Source organism: Streptomyces spiroverticillatus, from assembly GCA_014650415.1.
GTDB lineage: Bacteria > Actinomycetota > Actinomycetes > Streptomycetales > Streptomycetaceae > Streptomyces > Streptomyces spiroverticillatus.
Window position 1 is genome coordinate 275,356 of sequence record BMUX01000003.1, and the last position, 20,979, is coordinate 296,334.

The 20,979-nt window shown below is 72.2% G+C and carries 21 protein-coding genes; 13 read left to right on the forward strand and 8 right to left on the reverse strand.

All coding sequences use genetic code 11. From position 1 onward, the window contains the following. The first annotated feature begins 6 nt into the window (after window positions 1-6). The 3 genes from IE269_RS09480 (at window position 7) to IE269_RS09490 (ending at window position 2,044) form a co-directional block, all read left to right on the forward strand. A complete protein-coding gene (locus tag IE269_RS09480) occupies window positions 7-474 on the forward strand; it encodes a cytidine deaminase family protein (RefSeq protein ID WP_189822372.1) in 468 nt (155 codons plus the stop codon). Beyond that, complete coding sequence (locus IE269_RS09485; protein ID WP_189822373.1) at window positions 471-1,310, forward strand: sulfurtransferase; 840 nt, start codon at window positions 471-473, stop codon at window positions 1,308-1,310. The genes IE269_RS09480 and IE269_RS09485 overlap by 4 nt, the downstream gene beginning before the upstream one ends. 212 nt (window positions 1,311-1,522) lie before the next feature. Further along, the gene (locus IE269_RS09490; protein WP_189822374.1) at window positions 1,523-2,044 is read left to right on the forward strand and encodes a hypothetical protein; all 522 of its coding nucleotides are present in this window, start codon (window positions 1,523-1,525) and stop codon (window positions 2,042-2,044) included. A 117-nt stretch (window positions 2,045-2,161) separates the two neighbouring features. Here the strand turns inward: IE269_RS09490 and IE269_RS09495 are convergent, their stop codons facing one another. Next, window positions 2,162-3,676: an alpha/beta hydrolase gene (locus tag IE269_RS09495; RefSeq protein ID WP_189822375.1), complete on the reverse strand. Its 1,515-nt coding sequence runs from the start codon at window positions 3,674-3,676 to the stop codon at window positions 2,162-2,164. A gap of 399 nt (window positions 3,677-4,075) precedes the next feature. On the opposite strand from IE269_RS09495, the gene IE269_RS09500 reads away from it, so the two are divergent. The 6 genes from IE269_RS09500 to mnhG are packed head-to-tail and all read left to right on the forward strand — an operon-like array spanning window position 4,076 to window position 10,682. After that, window positions 4,076-6,982, forward strand: coding sequence for a Na+/H+ antiporter subunit A (locus IE269_RS09500; RefSeq protein WP_189822376.1), 2,907 nt, complete (start codon window positions 4,076-4,078; stop codon window positions 6,980-6,982). Further along, window positions 6,979-7,881: a Na(+)/H(+) antiporter subunit C gene (locus IE269_RS09505; protein WP_189822377.1), complete on the forward strand. Its 903-nt coding sequence runs from the start codon at window positions 6,979-6,981 to the stop codon at window positions 7,879-7,881. The genes IE269_RS09500 and IE269_RS09505 overlap by 4 nt, the downstream gene beginning before the upstream one ends. After that, complete coding sequence (locus IE269_RS09510) at window positions 7,878-9,449, forward strand: Na+/H+ antiporter subunit D (protein ID WP_189822378.1); 1,572 nt, start codon at window positions 7,878-7,880, stop codon at window positions 9,447-9,449. Before IE269_RS09505 ends, IE269_RS09510 begins: the two co-directional genes overlap by 4 nt. Beyond that, window positions 9,446-10,033: a Na+/H+ antiporter subunit E gene (locus tag IE269_RS09515; RefSeq protein ID WP_189822379.1), complete on the forward strand. Its 588-nt coding sequence runs from the start codon at window positions 9,446-9,448 to the stop codon at window positions 10,031-10,033. The genes IE269_RS09510 and IE269_RS09515 overlap by 4 nt, the downstream gene beginning before the upstream one ends. Next, window positions 10,030-10,329 (forward strand): MrpF/PhaF family protein, encoded by a 300-nt coding sequence (locus IE269_RS09520; RefSeq protein WP_229897516.1) that lies wholly within the window; start codon window positions 10,030-10,032, stop codon window positions 10,327-10,329. The genes IE269_RS09515 and IE269_RS09520 overlap by 4 nt, the downstream gene beginning before the upstream one ends. Next, window positions 10,326-10,682 carry a monovalent cation/H(+) antiporter subunit G gene (gene mnhG, locus IE269_RS09525; protein WP_189822380.1) on the forward strand — a complete coding sequence of 119 codons (357 nt, stop codon included), beginning with the start codon at window positions 10,326-10,328 and terminating at the stop codon, window positions 10,680-10,682. Before IE269_RS09520 ends, mnhG begins: the two co-directional genes overlap by 4 nt. 183 nt (window positions 10,683-10,865) lie before the next feature. Here mnhG and IE269_RS09530 read toward each other — a convergent pair whose 3' ends face one another. After that, on the reverse strand, window positions 10,866-11,843 hold the full coding sequence (locus IE269_RS09530; RefSeq protein WP_189822381.1) for a PRC and DUF2382 domain-containing protein: 978 nt from the start codon (window positions 11,841-11,843) through the stop codon (window positions 10,866-10,868). Window positions 11,844-12,180: 337 nt separating this feature from the next. Here IE269_RS09530 and IE269_RS09535 point away from each other — a divergent pair, with 337 nt between their 5' ends. Then, window positions 12,181-14,532, forward strand: coding sequence for an ATP-binding protein (locus tag IE269_RS09535; RefSeq protein WP_189822382.1), 2,352 nt, complete (start codon window positions 12,181-12,183; stop codon window positions 14,530-14,532). Between the two features lie 51 nt (window positions 14,533-14,583). Here the strand turns inward: IE269_RS09535 and IE269_RS09540 are convergent, their stop codons facing one another. Continuing rightward, window positions 14,584-14,736, reverse strand: a complete 153-nt coding sequence (locus tag IE269_RS09540) for a hypothetical protein (RefSeq protein ID WP_189822383.1) — start codon at window positions 14,734-14,736, stop codon at window positions 14,584-14,586. Between the two features lie 264 nt (window positions 14,737-15,000). On the opposite strand from IE269_RS09540, the gene IE269_RS09545 reads away from it, so the two are divergent. The 3 genes from IE269_RS09545 to IE269_RS09555 all read left to right on the forward strand — a co-directional run bounded on the left by IE269_RS09545 (window position 15,001) and on the right by IE269_RS09555 (window position 17,321). Further along, window positions 15,001-15,423, forward strand: a complete 423-nt coding sequence (locus IE269_RS09545; protein ID WP_189822384.1) for an ATP-binding protein — start codon at window positions 15,001-15,003, stop codon at window positions 15,421-15,423. Window positions 15,424-15,580: 157 nt separating this feature from the next. Beyond that, a complete protein-coding gene (locus IE269_RS09550) occupies window positions 15,581-16,069 on the forward strand; it encodes a cation:proton antiporter regulatory subunit (RefSeq protein WP_189822385.1) in 489 nt (162 codons plus the stop codon). A gap of 19 nt (window positions 16,070-16,088) precedes the next feature. Then, window positions 16,089-17,321 carry a cation:proton antiporter gene (locus tag IE269_RS09555; protein WP_189822386.1) on the forward strand — a complete coding sequence of 411 codons (1,233 nt, stop codon included), beginning with the start codon at window positions 16,089-16,091 and terminating at the stop codon, window positions 17,319-17,321. A gap of 75 nt (window positions 17,322-17,396) precedes the next feature. Here the strand turns inward: IE269_RS09555 and IE269_RS09560 are convergent, their stop codons facing one another. The 5 genes from IE269_RS09560 to IE269_RS09580 form a co-directional block, all read right to left on the reverse strand. Continuing rightward, entirely contained in the window at window positions 17,397-18,032 is a 636-nt protein-coding gene (locus IE269_RS09560; protein ID WP_438817537.1) for a CatB-related O-acetyltransferase, read from the reverse strand. A gap of 178 nt (window positions 18,033-18,210) precedes the next feature. Next, complete coding sequence (locus IE269_RS09565) at window positions 18,211-18,759, reverse strand: GNAT family N-acetyltransferase (RefSeq protein WP_229897517.1); 549 nt, start codon at window positions 18,757-18,759, stop codon at window positions 18,211-18,213. Then, entirely contained in the window at window positions 18,756-19,844 is a 1,089-nt protein-coding gene (locus IE269_RS09570) for a murein hydrolase activator EnvC family protein (RefSeq protein ID WP_189822389.1), read from the reverse strand. Before IE269_RS09570 ends, IE269_RS09565 begins: the two co-directional genes overlap by 4 nt. Window positions 19,845-19,975: 131 nt before the next feature. Beyond that, the gene (locus IE269_RS09575; RefSeq protein ID WP_189822390.1) at window positions 19,976-20,104 is read right to left on the reverse strand and encodes a type II toxin-antitoxin system YoeB family toxin; all 129 of its coding nucleotides are present in this window, start codon (window positions 20,102-20,104) and stop codon (window positions 19,976-19,978) included. Window positions 20,105-20,168: 64 nt separating this feature from the next. Further along, the gene (locus IE269_RS09580) at window positions 20,169-20,957 is read right to left on the reverse strand and encodes a hypothetical protein (protein WP_189822391.1); all 789 of its coding nucleotides are present in this window, start codon (window positions 20,955-20,957) and stop codon (window positions 20,169-20,171) included. Between the last annotated feature and the right edge of the window lie 22 nt (window positions 20,958-20,979).

Below are 20,979 nucleotides of genomic sequence, written 5' to 3' on the forward strand. Positions count from 1 at the left end.
CGGATCATGGACTGGAACGTGGGATCGGCGAGGGAGCTGGACGGTGACGAGGTCGAGCTCGTCGCGTACGCGCGGCGCATTGTCGATGCGCACGGGGACGGTGAGGCGGGGATTCACACCATGGGCGCCGCCGTGCGCGCGGCCGACGGGCGGATGTACGGCGGGATCAACCTCTACCACTTCACCGGCGGGCCCTGCGCCGAACTGGTCGCGCTCGGGCATGCGCGGGCGTCCGGGGCGCGCGGGCTGACGACGATCGTCGCGGTGGGGGACGGTGGGCGGGGGCCGGTCGGCCCGTGCGGGCGGGATCGGCAGGTGCTGCTCGACTACCACCCCGGGATCCGGGTGCTGCTGCCCACCGCCGAGGGCGTACGCAGTGTGGTGATCGAGGATTTGATGCCGTACGGGGCGCGGTGGACGCCCGAGGACGGGATGGATGCAGTGGATGCAGTGGATGGGGAGGGGCAGAAGTGAGCAGTGGTGCGCTGGTGGGGGTTGAGTGGTTGCTGGAGCGGGTGGGGGGTGAGGGGGTTGTGGTGCTGGACGCGTCCGTGGGGGCGCATCGGCGGAAGGGCCCGTGGATTCCCGGTGCGCTCGTCTTCGACATCGACGGTGAGATGTCGGACGGGGGCAGTGCGGTCCCCCACACCATGCTCGGGGAGGAGCAGTTCGGCGAGCGGGTGCGGGAGTTGGGGATTCGGGCGGGGGATCAGGTGGTCGTGTACGACGCCGCCGGGATCTACTCCAGCGCCCGTGCCTGGTGGATGTTGCGGGCGGCCGGGTTCGAGCGGGTGGCGGTGCTGGACGGTGGCCTCCCGGCGTGGGTGGCTGCGGGTGGACCCACGAGTGCGGAGCCGGGTGAAGTCCCGGAGCGGGAGGGGGACTTCGCTGCACGCCTCGCTCCCGGTGCCTTTCTCGGGCTGGAGGACGTGCGGGAGGCGTTGGACGGCGCGTCCGGGGTCCGGGTCCTCGATGCGCGGTCGCGCGGACGGTTCGCCGGTACGGAGCCGGAGCCGCGGGCCGGGCTGCGGGGCGGGCACATGCCGGGGGCGGTGAACCTCCCGTTCGGGGAGCTTCAGGACGGGGAGGGGCGGATGCTTCCGGCGGCGGCGCTGCGGGAGCGGTTCGACGCGCTCGCCCCGGGGGACGGCCGGCTGGTGGTGAGCTGCGGGTCCGGCGTCACCGCGTGCGTGCTGGCGCTCGGGGCGGAGCTCGCCGGGCACGGGGAACGGGTGTCGGTGTACGACGGCTCGTGGAGCGAGTGGGGGCTTGAGGGGACCGGGACGCCGGTCGTGACGGGGAAGGTCTAGAGCGGCGGACGTCGCCTGCGCCGCGGGCGAGGTCCGTGCGGCGGACGTCGCCCGTGCCACAGGCGTGGCGTGTGCGGCGGACGTCGCCCGTGCGGCGAGCGTGGTCGGCTTGCGTCAAGCACGCATCAAGGTACGGGCAGGAGTTGGCGGTATTCGTCAGTGAAGCGTCAACTCCCGTCGAGGGGTACGGGTTTCGCGCTTAACCTCCGTTTATGGGAGCCGATGGAGGACCTCTCGGCGAGACCGCGTACGACGCGGAATGGGCCGATGCGGTGCGGCACGCGCTGCGGTGCGCAGGGGCGTTCCTGGCGATGCTGCTGGTGGTCGACGCGAGTGCGGAGGCGTCGAGTTGGGCGCGGACGGCAGTGTGGGTCGGGCTGGCGCTGGTGGTGCTGGTGATCCTGGTGCCGGTGCGGGTGACGGCGGGGGCCGGGTGGGTGTCCGTGCGCGGGGTGCTGGGCGAACGTGTCGTACGGACGGACCGCCTGGTCGCCGTGCGCTGGGCGGAAGGGGTCGCGGGGCGGGTCGTCCTGCGGGACGCGGAGGGCGGCCGGGTCGAGCTGGACCCGAGGGTGCTGGTGGCGAACCCGCAGCTGTGGCGGCTGGTCGACGAGGGGGCGCGGGCCTCCCGGGCGGGGACGCTCCGCTGTGGGACGGCGGAGCTGAGGCGGCTCGGGGAGCGGGTGGACGGGGAGACGGCGCGGGCGGTGTTCCGGGTGTCGGGGCTGGAATAGGCCCGGGGACCTTCCGGGGCGCTGGAGTGGATGGCTGGGCCCGCCCACGCTGCGGAGCCGCCGCACATCGATGCAGCCCCGCGCACCTGAAGGGGCACGGCCCCGCCCCCCTCAGCGTCAGCAGGAGGTGTCGGCGGCCGGGCGGACGCCCGTCGTCAGGAACGCCGTGACCCGTGCGTCGCCGCACGCGTTGCCCGTGCCCAGGTACGACCCGTGGCCCGTCTTGTCCACGCTCACCAGCCGCGCCCGCTCCCCCAGCGCCTCCCTCATCTTCAGGGCCCCGAAGTACGGGGTCGAGGGGTCGCGGCGGTTCTGGACGACGAGGATGTTGGAGGGGCCGGAGGAGGTGATCCGGGTGGGCTTTTCGGCCGGGGTCCACTTCCAGTAGGAGCACGGGGTGATGTTGGCCGGGAAGCCCGCCGTCAGGGGGTAGCGGGTGCGGTCGGCCCGGACGGCGCGGCGGTAGGCGGCGGTCGTGCCCGGGCCTGCGGGCCAGCGGACGTCGTTGCAGATCACCCCGATGGTGGTCGCGGCGTCGGCGTCCGGGAGGGGGCCCGCGATGTCGGGGGTGAGTACGGGCTTGACCTTCGGGTCCGTACTCGACGCGGCGGCGATCAGCCGGGCCAGGGGGAGGTAATTGGCCTCGCCGTAGAGGGAGTTCTGGAGGGCCTGGCGGAGGTGGTTGCCGGTGAGGGGGGTACCGGGGACGGAAGACTCCTTCGGGGTGCGGTCGAGGCGGACGGCGAGGGAGAGGATCAACGGGCGTACGGCGGAGGGGTGTTCGGCGAGGCGGTCCGCGCCCCGCGCCGGGTCGGAGGCCCAGGCCGCGAAGGCGGGGAAGGCGTCCTCGACCGCCTGTCCGGTGTTGCGCATCCAGGTCTGGGCGAGCCGCTTCGGGTCCGGGTCGGCGACGCTGTCCAGCACCCAGCGGTCCGTACGGTGCGGGAACTTCTGGGCGTAGACGGCCGCCGCGTACGCCCCGTACGACGTCCCCCAGGCCGACAGCTTCTGCTCGCCGAGGGCGCGGCGGAAGAGGTCCATGTCGCGGACCTGGTTGGCGGTGGTCAGGCTGCGCAGGACCGGGCCGCCGTTGCGGGCGCAGAGATCGGCGGTGCGGCGGGAACGGTCGATGTTGGCGTCGATGCTGCCGTCGGGGGCGGGCCAGGAGCGGAGGGTCGTCAAGTGGCGGTCGGAGGCCGGGAGTTGGCAGTCGGCGCGGGTGCTCTTGCCGGTGCCTCGGGGGTCGAGGGCGACGAGGTCGTACGTGTCGCCGAGCTGCGCCCGCAGCTTCGTGCCCCGCTGGGTGAGGCGCTGGACCCCGGAGCCGCCGGGCCCGCCGGCCAGGACGAGGAGGGCTCCGCGCCGCTTGGCGGGGTCCTCGCTGCGGACCCGGGAGACGGCGAGGTCGAGGCGGGGTCCGGTGGGGTCGGCGTGATCTACGGGGACGGAGAGGGTGGCGCACTCCTGGGTGGTGGGGCCGCCGAGGTCGGGGCGGGCGCAGGGGGTCCAGGTGAGGGTGGGTTGCGGGGTGGCAGCTTCGGCTGCCTGGGCGCTCGGGGTGGCGGTCAGGGTGCTCAGCGCGGCGGCGGTGGAGAGGGCGAGGAGGAGGCTCTTCGAGCGGTAAGTGGACATGGGTGGAAGGTATTTGGGGTGGGGCGGGTGGGCCCATCGGGCGGGCAGGTGAGTCGGGGGTGGGGGTAGCCCCAGGGGGCGGTACGGGGGTGGGTGGGGCGGTGTCCACGGGGTGGGCCGGAGCCGGGGCGGGGCGGGGCCCATCGGGTGGGCCCGTGCCGGGGTGGGGCGGGGCCCTGCGGCGACGCGCCCCCGGCGCCGGGGCTTGGCCGGAGGGAACCGGGGCCCGCCGGAAGCGGGAGGGGCCGCCCCCTTGCCCGCCCGTCCCGCCCCCGGGGGGCGGCCCCGCCGCCCAAGGGGGCGAGGGAGAGGGAGGGGAGGGCTGCCCGGGCGGTGCCCGCCTGGGCGGGCGGCGTGTTGGAGGGGGGTGGGGGGATTTGCGCTGGTAATTGTGCGTTTATGACCTTTTTGGTCCTCGCCCATTTCGTCGTCGCGCTCTGCGCAGCCCCTCTCGTCCGGCGGACGGGGCCGCGCGCCTTCGTGCTGCTCGCCGTCCCGCCGGCCGTCGCCCTCGGGTGGGCCCTCTCCCACTGGGGGGAGGTGGTGGACGGGAAACCCGCGGAAGAGGCGTGGACCTGGATCGAGGGGTACGGGGTCGAGGTCGCGTTCCGGCTCGATGCGCTGTCGCTGCTGATGGTGCTGCTGGCAGCCGGGATCGGTGCGTTGGTACTGCTGTACTGCGTGAGTTACTTCGAGGCGGGGGAGCCCCGACTCGGGCCGTTCGGCGGGCAGTTGCTCGGGTTCGCGGGCGCCATGCTGGGGCTGGTCCTCGCCGACGACCTCATGGTGCTGTACCTGTTCTGGGAGCTGACGACCGTCCTGTCGTTCCTGCTCATCGGGTACGACTCCGAGAAGCGGGGCGGGCGGCGGTCCGCACTCCAGGCCCTCACCGTCACCACCGTCGGCGGGCTCGCCATGTTCGTGGGGTTCCTGATGGTCGGGGAGGAGGCCGGGACGTACCGGATCTCGAAGATCCTGGACCAGCCCCCGGCCCCCAGCACCGCCCTCTCCGTCGCCCTCGTGCTCATCCTCTGCGGAGCCATCGCCAAGTCGGCGATCTGGCCGCTGAGCCTGTGGCTGCCCAACGCGATGGCCGCCCCCACACCCGTCAGCGCCTACCTGCACGCGGCGGCGATGGTGAAGGCCGGGGTGTACCTCGTCGCCCGGCTCGCGCCCGCCTTCGCCGAGGTCACGCCCTGGCGGCCGCTCCTGCTCACCCTCGGTTCGGCCACGCTCCTGCTCGGCGGGTGGCATGCGCTGCGGCAGAACGACCTGAAGCTAGTGCTGGCGTACGGGACGGTCAGCCAGCTGGGGTTCCTGGTGGTGCTGGCGGGAGCCGGGTCGTACAACACCGGGCTTGCAGCCGTCGCGATGATCCTCGGGCACGCCCTCTTCAAGGCCCCGCTCTTCCTCGTCACCGGGATCGTGGACCACGCCACCGGGACGCGGGACCTGCGGAAACTGTCGGGGGTGGGGCGGGCGCTTCCGTGGGTGTGCGCGGTGGCCGTCGTCGCCGGGATGTCGATGATCGCGCTGCCGCCCATGCTCGGGTTCGTTGCCAAGGAGGCCGCGTTCGAGGCGCTGCTGGAGGGGACCGCCGGGGAGCGGTGGGTGCTCGCGCTGGTCGTGCTCGGGTCGGCGCTCACGACCGCGTACACGCTGCGGTTCCTGTGGGGGGCCTTCGCGCGCAAGCCGGGGCTGCCCGACACCCACGTCCACCGCGTCTCCGCCGCCTTCCTCGCCCCGCCCGCCCTGCTCGCCCTGGCGTGTCTCGTCCTCGGGCCGGGCATCGGGTGGCCCGCCGGGCTCTTCGAGCGGTACGCCGCCCAGTACCCCGTGCCCGAGCAGCCGTACCACCTCGCCCTCTGGCACGGCTTCGGCACGACCCTCGGCCTCTCCGCCCTCGCCTGGGCCCTCGGCACGGCCCTCTTCCTCCTCCGCGAGCCCGTCGCGCGGCTCGGATCCGCGCTGGCCTGGCCCTCCGCCGAGCGCGCCTTCGACGGGACCGTGCTCGGGCTCGAACGCGCCTCCCTCCAGCTCACCGGCTACGTCCAGAAGGGCTCGCTGCCCGCGTACGTCGCCACCGTCCTCGGCGTCATGGTCTGGGGCCTGCTCGCCGTCCTCGCCGTCGACCGGCCCTGGCAGGACTCCCCGCCCGCGCCCCGCCTCTGGGACTCCCCCTGGCAGGCCGTCGTCGCCGTACTGACCTGCGCCTGCGCCCTGCTGTGCCTGCGGGTGCAGCGGCGGATGCAGGCGGCCGTGCTCGCCGGGCTCACCGGGTACGGGACGGCTCTGCTGTACGTCGTCCACGGCGCGCCCGACCTCGCGCTCACCCAGTTCGGGGTCGAGACCGTGTCGACGGTGGTGCTCGTGCTCGTACTGCGCAGGCTGCCCCTGTTCTTCGGCGACCCCGTCCAGCGGCGGCACCGGCGGATGTCGGGGCTGGTCATCGCGCTGGTCAGCAGCCTGGTCGCGGCGGTCGCGGTCTGGCTGGCGGCAGCGGCGCGCACGGGAACCCCGATCGGGGCGGCCATGGTCGAGGCGACCGCCGAACACGGCCTCAAGGACGTCGTCGCCACGATCCTGGTCGACTTCCGGGCCTGGGACACGCTCGGCGAGTCCGCCGTGCTGGCGGCGGCCGTCGCCGGGGTGACCAGCCTGCTGTTCACCGACAGCGGGCAGGAGGACCCGGACGCGCCGGGCGCGTGGCGGCGGTACACACCGCCCGAAGCCGTACGGGCCGAACACGAGCCCTCTCCCTACGACTTGGCCGCACCGGAACGGTCCTGGCTGGCCGCCGGGGGCGCGACCGACCCCCGGCACCGGTCGGTGGTCTTCGAGGTCGTCGCCCGGCTGATCTTCCACCCGATCCTGATGCTGTCCGTGTACTTGCTCTTCTGCGCGGAGAACCTGCCGGGCGGAGGATTCGTCGGCGGACTGGTCGCCGGCATCGCCCTGACGATCCGTTACCTCGCCGGTGGGCGCCACGAGTTGGAGGCGGCGACCGGTTTCCATGCGGGCTTCTTCGTCGGGCTCGGGCTGGCGCTGTCGACCACGGTCGCGCTCGCCGGGCTGTTCTTCGGCGGGACGGTGCTGCACTCGTGGTCCTGGCACGGGCATCTGCCGCTCATCGGCGAATGGCACGCCGGTACCTCGGTCCTCTTCGACATCGGCGTGTACTTCCTGGTCACCGGCGTCGTCCTGGACACGGTCCGGGCAATCGGGGCGTGGATGGACCAGGGGGCCGAGAACGAGGTCGCCGCACGCGCCTCGGCCCGCCCCCTCACCCCGGAGGAGACCTCGTGACCGTCAGCGCCACACTGCTCGCCTGTGCCGTCGTGCTGACCTTCGTGGGCAGCATCCTCGTCCTGACCCGCAGCCTCACCCGGGTCCTGATGGGCGTGATCATCTCCGGGAACGGGGTCAACCTGTTCGTGCTCGCCGGAAGCGGGCAGGCGGGGGCGCCTCCGCTCCTCTACCCGGGGGTGGGGCACGACACGGTGAGCGACCCGTTCCCGCAGGCCATCGTGCTGACGGCGGTGGTCATCACGCTGGGCACGACGGCGTTCGTCCTCGCGATGGCGTACCGGAGCACGCAGCTCACCGGGTCGGACTTCGTCCCGGACGACATCTCGGACCGCCGGGTGGCCCTGCGCGCCGAACTCGCCTCGCAGCGCCGCAGGCTGCGGGCCAAGGCCCGCGCCCGGGGAACCGACCGGCGCACCGCACGAGGGGCCTGGCGCGAACTCTGGCGCGAGCAGAGGCGCCTGCTACGCAACGACCGGGCGTACCAGGCGCGGGCGGGCGACTACGCGGACGACCGGTGGGACGACGTGCTGGGGGCGGATCCGGTGCCGGAGGGCGTGCCGGAGGGGCCGGGGGGTGCCCCTGGGGCCCCGGATGCTCCGGACGCTCCGAGCGCCCCGGACGCCCCGGACGCCCCGGACGCCCCGGACGCCCCGGACGCCCCGCGGGCCGCGCGCCCGGAGCCGGGCCCGCAGGCCGAACGGGACACCTCGGGGCCTCAGGGCCGCCGGGCCATGCGCACCGCACCAGACGCGCAGGCTCCCCGTGGACCGCAGGCCGAACAGGATGCCCCGGGTCCGCAGGGGCCTCGGAACTCGCCGGACCCGCAGGCTCCCCCGCCCCCGCAGGACCCGCACGACCCCCAGGACCCCCCGGCCGCCGAAGAGGAGTCCCGGTGAATGCCCTTGTCCCCCTGCCCGTCGTGCTGCCCATCGCCTTCTGCGGGTGGTCCGTCGCCGTCGGGCCCCGGCTCATCGCGTTGCAGCGCATCGCCTCCGTCGCCATGCTCGCCACCGTGCTGGCCGTCGACGTCATCCTGCTCGTCCAGGCCGACCGGAACGGGCCCCTCGTCGTCCATCTCGGCGACTTCGCGCCGCCGCTCGGCGTGACGCTGGTCGCCGACCGGCTGTCCGCGCTCATGCTGACCGTGTCGGGGGCCGTCACGCTGCTCGTGCTGCTGTATGCGATGGGGCAGGAGGGGCGGGCGCGGGGGCCCCGGGCGATCACGTTCTTCCACCCCGCGTATCAAGTCCTCATCGCGGGCGTCTCGTTGACCTTCCTCGCCGGGGACCTGGTCAATCTGTACGTGGGCTTCGAGATCATGCTGATGGCGAGCTTCGTGCTCATCACCGTGGCGAGCAATGAGGCGCGGCTGCGCGCCGGGTCCACGTACGTGATCGTCTCCCTCGCGTCCTCGCTGGTCTTCCTGGTCGGCATCGCCCTGACGTACGCCGCCACCGGCACCGTCAACTTCGCCCAACTGGCCATTGCGCTGGGCGACTTGCCGATCGGCATTCGGACGCTGTCGGAGGCGCTGCTGCTGACCGTCTTCGGGGTGAAGGCCGCCGTCTTCCCCGTCGCGGCGTGGCTGCCGGACTCGTATCCGACGGCGCCCGCGCCCGTCACCGCCGTCTTCGCGGGACTGCTGACCAAGGTCGGCGTGTACTGCATGATCCGCACCGAGACCCTGCTCTTCCCCGGCAACCGGCTCTCCGCCATCCTCATGACCGTGGCCTGCGCGTCCATGCTGATCGGGATCCTCGGCGCGGTCGCGCAGACCGACCTCAAGCGGCTGCTGTCGTTCACCCTCGTCAGCCACATCGGCTTCATGCTGTACGGGCTGGCGCTCGGCAGTGCGGCCGGGATCAGCGGGGCGATCGTCTACACCGCGCACCACATCACCGTACAGACGACGCTGTTCCTGGCGTGCGGGCTGCTTGAACAGCGGTACGGGACGACCGAGTTGACGCGGTTGGGCGGGGCGGTGCGGTCGGCGCCGTTGATCGCGGTGCTGTGGTTCGTGCCGGCGATGAGTCTTGCCGGGATTCCGCCGCTGTCCGGGTTCCTCGGCAAGCTGGGGCTGATCCGGGCCGGGGTGGAGGACGGGGGGAACTGGGCGTACGTCGCGATCGGCTTCGTGATGGTTTCCAGCCTGCTCACGCTGTACGTCGTCACCAAGGTGTGGAATCTGGCCTTCTGGCGGACCGCGCCGGAGCCGGACGCCGCACCCGACCCGGTCCGCGCCGAACCGCCCCCCTTGGGCAGGAACGCCACCCTCGTCCTGGCCCCTCCGCAGAAGGCCCCCGAGCGGGCCGTGCCCCGGCTCACCACCGGCGCGACCGTGGCAGCCGTACTGCTCGGGCTCGCGTACACCTTCCTCGCGACGCCCCTGGTCGGGGTCGCCGACCGCGGTGCGGCCGAACTCCTCGCCCGTACGCCCTACATCGAGGCGGTGCTCGGATCATGAGCGACGACCAGCCGGTCCCCTGCGGGCGGCGGGGGCGGATCGATCTGCCGCTGATCGCCTGGCTCACCGTCATTTGGATGCTGCTGTGGTCGGGGGCGACCTGGGGGAATCTGATCAGTGGGGTGGTCGTGGCCGTGGTGCTGTGTGTTCTGTTTCCCCTGCCGCCCGTCGAACTCGGCTTGAGGCTGCGGCCGTTGGGGATCCTGCTGCTGGCCAAGTACCTGCTGCACGACATCATCGCCGCCAGTCACAAGGTCGCCCTGCTCGCCTGGTCGGGGCGGGTCGGGCCGGCGGCGGTGGTGCGGGTGCCGTTGCGGTGCCGTACGGATCTGATGCTGGCGGCGACCGCTGTGGCCGTGTCCAGCGTGCCGGGTGGGGCGCTCATCGAGGTGAATGCTGTGACGGCCACGCTGTATCTGCACGTCAGTGATGCCGATGATCCGGAGAACGTGGCGCGGACGCGGGCCAGTGTGTGGCGGCTGGAGCGTTTGGTGGTGCGGGCGTTCGGGACGCGGGACGAACTGGAGAGGGTGCGGCAGGAGCCGCCGTCCGTCGAACGTGACTCCTTGGGAGACGCCCCGTGAACCAGGCCACCGACATCCTCCTCAACGCCGCCCTCGGGGTGCTCGCCCTCGCCGGGGCGCTGCTGCTGATCCGCATCGCGCGGGGGCCCTCGATGCTGGACCGGGCCGTGTCCATCGACGTCGCGTCGGCGCTGATCGTCGCGGGGATCGGGGTGCAGGCGGCGCTCACAGAGACCCGGTACTACCTGTCGATCATGCTGGTGCTGGCCTTTCTCGGCTTCACCAGCTCGGTGTCCATCGCCCGGTTCATCGCCCGTCGGGACCGGCCCACGGCCGAGGAGGAGCGTGCGTCATGAGCAACGTGAGCAACTGGTCCAAGGCGGCGGACCTGATCAGCGCGATCCTGCTGTTCATCGGGGCGGTGAACTGTCTGTCCGGGGTGATCGGGCTGCTGCGGCTGCCGGACGTGTTCACGCGGAGCTATGCGGCGACGAATCCGCAGACTTTCGGGATGCTGATGCTGTTGGCGGGGGTGGCGTTGAGGCTGCGCTCGGCGTTTGATCTGGGGACGTTGGCGCTGGTTGCCTTCTTTCAGCTGCTGACGAGTGCGGTGGCGGCGCATTTGGTGGCGAGGGCGGCGTACCGGACGGGGTTGCTGGGGGAAACCCCGCTCCTCTACGACGAGTTGGGGGAACGTCCCCCGCACTGAGCGCGGGGCTCGGCCCTCTTGCGCTTCCCGGTACCGGGCGTTCAGCTCTGGCCTGCTGGGCCAAGAGGGCCCCAGCCCCGCCCCTTCACCTGAAGCGCTCGCCGCGCGGCTGGGTGGGGGGGTTGCTCGCGCAGTTCCCCGCGCCCCTGGAGGGGCGCGGGGGAGGCGACTGCCCGGGGGAGGCTAGCGCTTGCCCAGGCCGCCCAGGTCGTCGGACGCGTGCTTTGCGCGGACGCCGTCGTTGAAGTCGACTTCCTCCTTGCGGATTTGGCCGGACATTTCCTTTTGTTCGGTGACCTTGTAGACCTCCAGGCGGACACGTTCCACCGGGACCGTCTCCTTGCGCATCACGGCGCGCTCCTCGTGGAGGACGACCTCGACCTGGCCCTCGCCGATCTGGGCGGCCGTGCGGCCGGTGCGGCGTTCCTCGTCCGTGATGGGGACGCGGGTGACGCGGACTTCCTCGTGGCTGACGGCAACGGACTTCGTGACGTCCTCCGTCACGACGCGCTTGCGGAGCTGGGCGCGGCCCGATTCGTGTTCCTCGGTGGCGAAGCTCAGGCGTTCCTCGGAGAGGAGCAGTTCCTCGGTCTGGCCCTTGGTGCCGGTCGTACCGGGCGCGGTACGGGTCCCCGCGCCTGCCCCCGCGAGGGTGCGCGCGCCCGTGCCGTCCGACATCGAGCCGGCCAGCGGGCGGACCGTCGCCTTGGCCCGGTCCGTGAGGCCCGTCGCGGCCGCGGTGGTCGCCGCAGCGGTGGTCGCCGCCGCGTGGCGGCCCGTCGAGGTCACGGACGTCGTGTCGGCGGCCGCCCGGCCCGCGAAGCCGTTGCCCGTGTCACCCGGACCCGTCAGCCCGTAGTGCCGGTAGAGCGTGCCCTCCTCCGAGCGGTCCAGGTGGCCGTCCACGTCGATCCTCGGGGCGTCCTTGATCACGTCCTTGCTGTGCGGGACGCGCAGGCCCCCGTCCGTACGGGTCGAGCCGGCCAGCGGGACGAAGGTCTCCTTGGTGCCGAACAGACCGGTCCGTACCGTGACCCACTCCGGTTCCCCGGTGGTGTCGTCGCGGTAGACCTTCTGCACGGCCCCGACCTTGTTGCCCTCGGCGTCGACCACGTTCGCGCCGGACAGGTCCTCGGGGGTGTAGCCGTTGGGAGCGGTCATGGGCTTCTCGTCTCCTTCCGCGCAGAGTCAGCGTCGGTGCCCTGCGCATATGTCCAGTGCGCGTCCCTTCCGGGCCTCGCGCTACCGCAGTGATCGCCCCGGCACCCTCCGCGAGCGCCCCCGAAACCGCCGGGGAGCCGCCCCACCGGCCATATCAGGCCCTTCTCGTCCCACGGGGCACCTTCCGTCCCATGTACTCCGTTCGAGTGAACCCCGTACGGGAGGCGGTCTTGCCCCGGACCGTCACGACCTGTCACCGTGCGGTCCGTACGCTGACACGTGATGCCCTAACGGGCCACACTGGTAGGCACATTGAGAACCGCGTGTGGGGGGCGACATGGCACTCGGCTACACCCGACGCACCGGCATGCTGCCCGTGGAAGTGACCGGCTTCGTGGGGCGGGTCTCCGAGCTCGACCAGGTCCGGGAACTGCTGCGGCGCTCGCGTCTGGCCACGTTGATCGGACCGGGCGGCGTCGGCAAGAGCCGTCTCGCGCTGCGTACGGCGCTGTCGCTCAAGGGCGACTACGACGACGGGGTCGTGCTGGTCGAGCTGTCGGCGCTGCACGACCCGGAGCTGCTGCCCGGCGCGGTGGCGAGCGCGCTGGGGCTGCCCGAGCAGCCGGGGCGGGTGGTCGTGGACGTGGTGGTCGAGCATCTGGAGGCGCAGCGGGTTCTGCTCGTACTCGACACCTGTGAGCATCTGCTGGATGCGTGTGCGTTGCTGGCGGATTTGTTGCTGCGGGAGGCGCCGGGGGTGACGGTGCTGGCGACCAGTCGGCAGCCGTTGGACGTTCCGGGGGAACACACCCTTCCCGTACCGCCGTTGGAGGACGTCGACGCGGTGGAGCTGTTCGCGCAGCGAGCGGCTGCCGTGGTGCCGGGGTTCGTGGTGAGTGAGGCGAATCGGGCCGATGTGCTGGCGTTGTGCCATCGGCTCGACGGGATTCCGTTGGCCATTGAGCTGGCGACGGTGCGGTTGAGGGCGTTGCCGTTGGCGCAGCTCACCGCGCGACTGGAGCACCGGTTCCAGGTGCTCACCGGGGGGCGGCGCAGTGCGGCCCTGCCCCGGCACCAGACACTCCGTACCGCCATCGACTGGAGCCATGAACTGTGCTCGCCGCAGGAGAAGTTGCTGTGGGCCCGGTTGTCGGTCTTCGCCGGGTCGTTCGATCTGACGGCGGTGGAGGAGGTGTGTTCGGACGACGAGGACGGGGAGGACTCGTATCAGGAGGGCAGCTCCGGCGGGCTGCTGCCCCGGGAGGAGATCCTGGAGCACCTGATAGGGCTCGTGGACAAGTCCGTGGTGCTGCGGGACGGGGACGAGGGGGCGCGGTACCGGCTCCTCGACACCATTCGTGAGTACGGGTCCGACAAGTGCAGCTCCGCCGAGCGCGAGCGGTGCAGGCGGCGGCATCGGGATCACTACCTGGGGCGGGCCTCGTACTTCTTCGAGATGCTGCTCAGTGCTGAACAGGTGCCGTTGTACTGGCAGTTGCACCGGGACATCGCCGATTTGCGCAGTGCGCTGGACTACTCGTTGTCCAGGCCGGACGGGGTGCGGCCCGCGCTGGTGATGGCGGCGCGGCTGTGGCCGTTCTGGTCGACGGCCGGGCTCTTCACCGAGGGCCGGTACTGGCTCGACAAGGGGCTCACCCAGGAGTTGGAGCCCTCGCGGGAGCGTTCCCAGGCGCTGCTGTGGGGCAGTCTGCTGGCGGTCATGCAGGGCGACGTGGGTGTCGCGCACGCGGGCTTCACGGAGACCATGGAGGTCGCCCAGGCGGCCAACTCCGAGCTGGACCGGATGCTGGCGCTCGGCTACCTCGGCGGGATCTCCCTGCTGTTCGGCGAGATCGAGAAGGGGCGCGAGGCGCTGACGGAGGCGCTCGCCGGGCTGGTACGGATCGACGACCCGCTGGGCCTGGCCCTCTACCACTACGCCAACGCCTACTGCTTCGCCCTGATAAGGCGTGCCGACGACTCCGACGCCCACGCCGACCAGGCGCTGCGGCGGATCAAGGAGGCCCCGAGCGGCGGGGTCGGCGAGTGCATGATCACCAGCCAGGTGCTCGGCATCAAGGGCATGGCCGCCTGGGTGCGCGGCGACTGGACCGAGAGCGTCCGGCTCGCCCGGGAGTCCCTGCACGCCAGCCTGGAGCTGCGGGACGTGTTCGCCGCGACGAACTCCCTGGAGCTGCTCGCCTGGGGCTCCGCCGAGACCGGCCGGCACCGGCTCGCCGCCTGGCTGCTGGGCACCTGCTCCGAGCAGTGGCGGAAGATCGGCTCACCGATGATCGGGGTGGCGATCTACCAGGACGACCACTCCCGGGTGGAGTCGGCCGTACGCAAACAGCTCGGCGAGCCGGAATTCCGGATGCTCTTCGACCAGGGCGTCCCGCTCACCCTCGACCAGGCCGTCGAACTGGCCCTCGCCGGGGCCTCCCGCCCGGTGACCGCCACGACCCCGGCCGACCGCACCACCTCGCTGGACCACCTCACCCGGCGCGAGCGGGAGGTGGCGTCGCTGATCTCGGCGGGGCTGACCAACCGGGAGATCTCCGAGCGGCTCGTCATCTCCAAGCGGACGGCGGACGCGCACGTCGAGCACATCCTCGCCAAGCTGGGCTTCTCCTCGCGCACGCAGATCGCGGCGCTGGCGGGGGAGGCGGCGACGAAGGGCGGGCGTTAGGGCCGTCAGGCGGAGGGCGTCAGAGCCGTCGCGCGGCGGGCGTCAGAGCCGTCAGGCGGTGGGTCGGCGTACGTATCGCGCCGCCGTACTGAGCACCGCGTACGCGAAGAACAGCGCGAGCAGGATCTGCGCGGCGACCGGAAGCTCGGGGCCCGGACCTGCGGCGAGGGTGGTGGTGTTCATCTGGTTCATGGGGCTGTTCATGGGCCCCGTGTGCCCCCGTACCGCGTCCCGGAACACGTATCCGCCCCTGCTCCGCCCGTACGAGCGACGCCGCCCCGCGCCCGTTCGACCCCCTGACCGAGCCCGTTCGAGGGCCCCTGGGGCAAATTCCGTCCGCGCCCAAATTCGCATGACTGAAAACGCGATGATGGGGAAAGCGCGTCAGCAGAGCACCGGGCATCACGGGGGACGTCAGGTGTACGACATGGACGGGTGGTACGGATGCTTATGACGCGGGAAGCGGCAATGACGGTGACCATCCCCTTCAGTGCCAGCGCGACCTACGACGGAGCGCCCGGCACGATCGGGGAGGCCCGCGACTTCGCCGAGGACTTCCTCGTACGGGCCGAGGCGCTGCACGGCGTCCCGGTCACGCCGAGGACTGCGGGCACGGTCAAGCTGGTGGTCAGCGAGCTGGTGACGAACGCGGCGAAGTACGCGCCCGGCCCCTGCCTGCTCGACCTCTCCATCGAGCGGGACCGCACCGGCAGCCCCGACCTCCAGATCACCGTCTGGGACACGGACGACAGCCTGCCGCAGCCCGGTGCGCCCGACCCCGAGCGGATCGGGGGGCACGGGCTGGAGCTGGTGCTGGCGCTGGTGACGCGGTACGACATCCAGCGGATGGCCGGGGGGAAGCGGGTGCGGGTGCATTTGGCGCTCGCCTGAGGCCGTGGAGCCCTGAGCCCCGCCCCGAGCCCCTTCGCGAGCCCCTTCGCGGGCGCGCATTTCAGCAGCGTAAAACCGCATAAAGCCGCACAACTCCGGCGGGAGTAAGGTAATGGAAACTTAAAGTTGATCAGTTTCCGCTCCCCTGGAGGACCCCATGGGAACCCGCCGCTCCACCCTCCCCGGCATCGGCACCCAGTACGACTTCACCACCGAGGAGGGCCGGCACATCTCCGTGGTCGTCCACCACGACGGCCGCCGCTTCCTCGGTTTCTACGACCGTGACGACCCGGACGCCTGCCAGCAGGCGATCCCGCTCTCCCAGGACGAGGCCACCGCGCTCGCCCACCTGCTGGACGCCGCCCCCATCGACGCCGTGCGCACCGACGGGATCGACCTGGTCACCGAGCACATCCCGGTCACCGCCAAGTCCCCGTACGGCGGCAAGCTCCTCGGCGACACCAAGGCCCGCTCCCGTACCGGCGCCTCGATCGTCGCGGTGCTGCGCCGGGCCAGCGCCCACCCCTCCCCCGAGCCGGACTTCCGGCTGGCCATCGGCGACACCCTCGTCGCCGTCGGCACGCGCGAGGGCGTGGACGCGCTGGCGGAGATCATCGCGGGCGCCCCGACCGGCGACGACGACTGAGGCGGACGGGAACCCCACGATGCACAACACCACCGCCCTCCTCATCGAACTCGGCGCGGTCATCCTCGCCCTCGGCATCATCGGCCGCCTCGCCGGACGCATCGGCCTCTCCCCCATCCCCCTCTACCTCATAGCCGGGCTCGCCTTCGGCCACGGCGGGCTCATACCCCTCGACGCGAGCGAGGACTTCACCGCCGTCGGCGCCGAGATCGGCGTGATTCTGCTCCTCCTGCTCCTCGGCCTCGAATACAGCGCGAGTGAGCTGGTCAGCAGCCTCAAGACGCAATACCCGTCCGGGATCGTCGACTTCCTCCTGAACGCCGTCCCCGGCGCGGTCGCCGCCCTGATCCTCGGCTGGGGCCCGGTCGGCGCGGTCGCGCTCGCGGGCGTCACCTGGATCTCCTCGTCGGGCGTCATCGCCAAGGTCATGACCGACCTGGGCCGGCTCGGCAACCGCGAGACCCCCGTCGTCCTCGGCGTCCTGGTCATGGAAGACCTCGCGATGGCGGTCTACCTGCCCCTCCTCACCGCGATGCTGGCGGGCGTGGGCCTGGCGGGCGGCTCGGTCACGCTGCTCATCTCGCTCGGTACGGTCGGACTCGTCCTGTACGCGGCCCTGCGCCACGGGCGGCTGATCAGCCGGGCGGTGTCCTCCGACAACCCCGAGATGCTGCTCCTCGTCGTCCTCGGCCTGACCGTGCTGGTCGCGGGCGTCGCCCAGCAGCTCCAGGTGTCGGCGGCGGTCGGCGCCTTCCTGGTCGGCATCGCACTGTCGGGCGAGGTCGCGGAGGGCGCACACAAACTCCTCGCCCCGCTCCGCGACCTCTTCGCCGCCGTCTTCTTCGTCTTCTTCGGACTGTCGACGGACCCGGCGGACATCCCGCCGGTGCTGATCCCGGCCCTGATCCTGGCGGTCGTCACGACCCTGACGAAGATCGGTACGGGCTGGTACGCGGCCCGGCGCGCCGGAATCGGCCCGCGCGGTCGGCTGCGGGCGGGCGGAACGCTGGTCGCGCGCGGCGAGTTCTCGATCGTCATCGCGGGGCTGGCCGTTGCCACCGAACCCCGCATCGGGCCGATCGCGACGGCGTACGTCCTGATCCTGGTCATCATCGGCCCGCTGGCGGCGCGCTGGACGGAGCCGCTGGTGACGCGGATGCAGGGCCGCCGGAAGAAGCCCGCCGCCGGGCCTCCGACACTGGAGGACATGATCGCGGCGGAGACTCCCCAGGGGGAACCGAGCAGGTCCTAGGTTTCTTGGGCGTGCATGCCGGGAGGCCGGACCCGCCGCTTCGTGCGGTACGGGTCCGGCCTCCCTCTCGTGGTGTCAGCGGGGTGCGACGGCCGCCAGCTCGTCCACCGTGCCCGCCATGATCACGCGGACGTGCTCGGTGATCAGCTCGACCGGCCAGTCCCACCAGGCGATCTCCACGAGCCGCTTGATGTCCTCGTCGCTGAAGCGCTTGCGGATCAGCTTGGACGGGTTGCCGCCGACGATGCCGTAGTCGGGTACGTCGGAGGTCACGACGGAACCGGCGGCGACGATCGCGCCGTGCCCGATCCGTACGCCGGGCATGACGGTCACGCCGTACCCCAGCCAGACGTCGTTGCCGAGGACGGTGTCGCCCCGGGAGGGGAGGTCCATGAGGAGGTCCACGTTCGGGCCCCAGGCGCCGCCCATGGTGGAGAAGGGGAAGGTGGAGGGGCCGTCCATGCGGTGGTTGGCGCCGCCCATGATGAAGCGGACGCCGGTGGCGAGGGCGCAGAACTTTCCGATGCGGAGGCGGTCGGGGCCGTAGTGGTAGAGAACGTTCTTCGTCTCGAAGGCGGTGGGGTCGTCCGGGTCGTCGTAGTAGCTGTACTCGCCGGCCTCGATCAGCTCGGACTTCACGAGGGGCTTGAGGAGGACGACGCGGGGGTGGCCGGGCATGGGGTGGAGGGTGGTGGGGTCGGTGATGGTCAACTCTGCGCCGGTCTTGGTCTCTTCGGTCATGGGGTCCCCCCTGCTCGTCAACAATTGATCACCCAGAACCTCTCATGTCCCTTTCCTCTCGGACCACTTGATTCCTCTCGGCTCGCGGTGCCGGGTGCGCTCGGCCCCGGCCCGCCGGGCCAAAGGGTCCCCAGCCCCGCCCCTTCGCCTAAAGCGCTCGGCCGCGCGGCTGGGTGGGCGGTTGCTCGCGCAGTTCCCCGCGCCCCTGAAGGGGCGCGCCGAAGCAGTGGACCGGTACGTGGATGCCGCCGCCCCAGTCCTGCTTGCCCGAGCCCAGCCGCTCCCAGCCCGCGTGGGCGTAGAAGGCCACCGAGGCCGTGTCGGCGGACACCACGTCCAGGACGGCCCGGCGGCCCAGGGTCCGGGCGTGCTCCGCCGTCTCCGCGAGGAGGGCTCGACCGGCACCCAGCCCCCTCGCCCGGGGAGACACGAAGAGGCGGGCCACGACGGCGACTTGGCCGGGGGAAGGGGTGAGGGTCGGGGCCGCGTCGCCGTCCCCGGGCGGACCCAGCGCCACGTGGCCGATGAGGCCCAAGGCGGGCGTCTCCGCCACCCAGGCCCCGTAGCCGGAGCCCGACGCCACCCAACTCGCCGGGTCCGCAGGCCAGTTGCGCGGGTAGCCGCTGGCCGTGTGGACCTCGCGGAGGATGTCCACGCACGCCCCGACATCCCCCGCACCCCGTTCTCGTATCTTCACAGCGTCACCCCGTGCTCCCTCAGCCACGGCATCGGGTCGATTCCCGAGCCCAGTTGCGGCGTCACCCGCACCTCGAAGTGGAGGTGCGGGCCGGAGACGTTACCCGTGCGGCCGCTGAGGCCGATCGTCTGCCCCGGGACGACCCTGTCTCCCGTGCGCACGCCGAAGACGGACAGGTGGGCGTACTGGGTGAAGTAGCCGTTGGCGTGACGCAGGATGACCTGGTTGCCGAAGCCGTCGCCGCAGCCGACGAACTCGACCGTCCCCTCGCCCACGGCCCGTACCGCCGCCCCGTCGAAGACCGCGAAGTCCTGGCCCGTGTGCCGGTGCTTCCACCGACCCCCCGCCTCCGCGAAGCCGGAGGAGAGGGGAGCCGGGTCGACCGGCTTCACCCACAGGGCACCGGCGGTGGGCGGCGGGCCCAGCGGGGCCACCTCCGCCGCGCCGCCGCACGCGGGGCCAGGGGCTCCCCCGGTGGCCACCCACCCCTTGCCCTCCTTGGCCGCCTTCGCCGCCGCTGCGGCGGCCAGCGCGGCCCGCCGGGCCTCCTCCGCCGCCCGCAGCCGCTCCTGCGCCTCCTTGAGCTTGCGCTCGATCTCCTCGCGGGCGGCGGACTGCCGGGCGAGTTCCGTCTTCAGCCGGGTCAGGGCGGCCGTCGACGCCGCCCGGTCGCGGGCGAGCCGCGCCTGGGAGTCCCGTACGCGCGTCATGAGCGTGTCCGTGGCGTGCCCGCCGCGCCGGGCGAGGGACAGCCGCTCCATCATCAGCTCGGGGGACGGCGCCGTCAGGAAGCGCACCGCCACGACGACCCCGCCGCCCCCGCCCCGGTACTGACTGCGCGCCAACTCACCCATCGCAGAACGGAGTTGATTCAGCCGCGCCCGCTCCACACCCTCGGCGGCCTGGAGCCGAACCACTTCCCCCCGACCCCGCTCCACGGCCTTGCGCGCCGCCTCGTGCGCCTTCACGGCGACCGACGCCTCCCGGTACAGCCGCTCCACCTCCGCCGTCTCGGGCAGGGGCTCAAGCCCTCGGGCTCCCGTGCCCGCCCCCACCACCAGACAGCCCGCAACCGCCACCGTCACCGCACACCTTCGTGTGAATTCGTGTCGTCGCATTGACCGACTGTGACAACCCGACACCCGATCAGCCCCGCACCGCCCCCGGGGGCGCGCGACAGGGTCACTCGGGTGCAGCAGTGAAAGTGGGCGCGGGCTCAGCCGTAGTGGTACCGCGCCTGGAGGACGACGACCTCGTTGTCCCCGGGCAGCGGGAGGCAGACCAGCCGGTGTTCGTCGGTGATGCGGCGCGACCGGGCCTCGGCGAGGGCGTGCTTGAGGGGCATGAGTGGTACCAGAAACGGTACCGCTGGACTCGCGCGTGCGCCGGGCGTCCGGGAGGCGGGCCGGTCACCCCACCGCCCCCAGGATCGGCGCCCACGCCGGGCCCGTCAGGGCCGATGCGGCCTGCTGCGGGGTGAGCGGCGGGGCGGGGCGGGTCGGCTTCGGGGCGGTGGCGGAGGTGTCGGCCGCGTTCCACTGCACCAGCTGGATCTGCGCGCCCGTCGACTTCACCGTCAGGGTCGTCGTCCAGCGGTAGGCGGTCTCGCCGTCGGCGGGGTTCCGGTCGGCGATCTTCTCCGACATGAGGAGTGCGCCGCCGGGGAGGGTGGGACTGCTCGGGAGTTCCTTCAGCTCGCAGGTGTCGCCGTGATCGGGGTTGCCGAAGGTGTCCTCGCAGCTCAGGCCCTCGGCGTCGGCGAACGGCAGCTTCAGGCGCATCGCGGAGGCGCCGACGCGGGCCGGGCCGTGGCCGTCGTCGACGATCAGACCGCCGTTGGCGACCTTTCCGGCGGAGGGGTCGGCGGGGTTGTTGCTCTGGCCGTCCTTGTCGCTGAGGCGGGCGCCGGGGTACGTCTTCTCCAGGGCCTGAATCATCTGCGTACCGGAGACGGACGAGCGGGGCATGGCGAGCGCGACGGTCTCCAGCTCGCCGTCACCCCGGTGCAGCAGGTCCGGGACGATCAGTGCGGCCACGGCGATGGCGGCGCAAGCGCCCACGCCCGCACCGAAGTTGCGGCGGTTGCGGCGGCTGCGGCCCCGCTTGACGGCTCCGCCGACGAGGGCGGTCAGGTCCGGGTCAAGGCGGTCGGTCGTACGGTCCAGGGCATCTGCGAGGTCTGTTTCGAAGGAGGGCATGCGGAAGTCGCCTTTTCGCTGG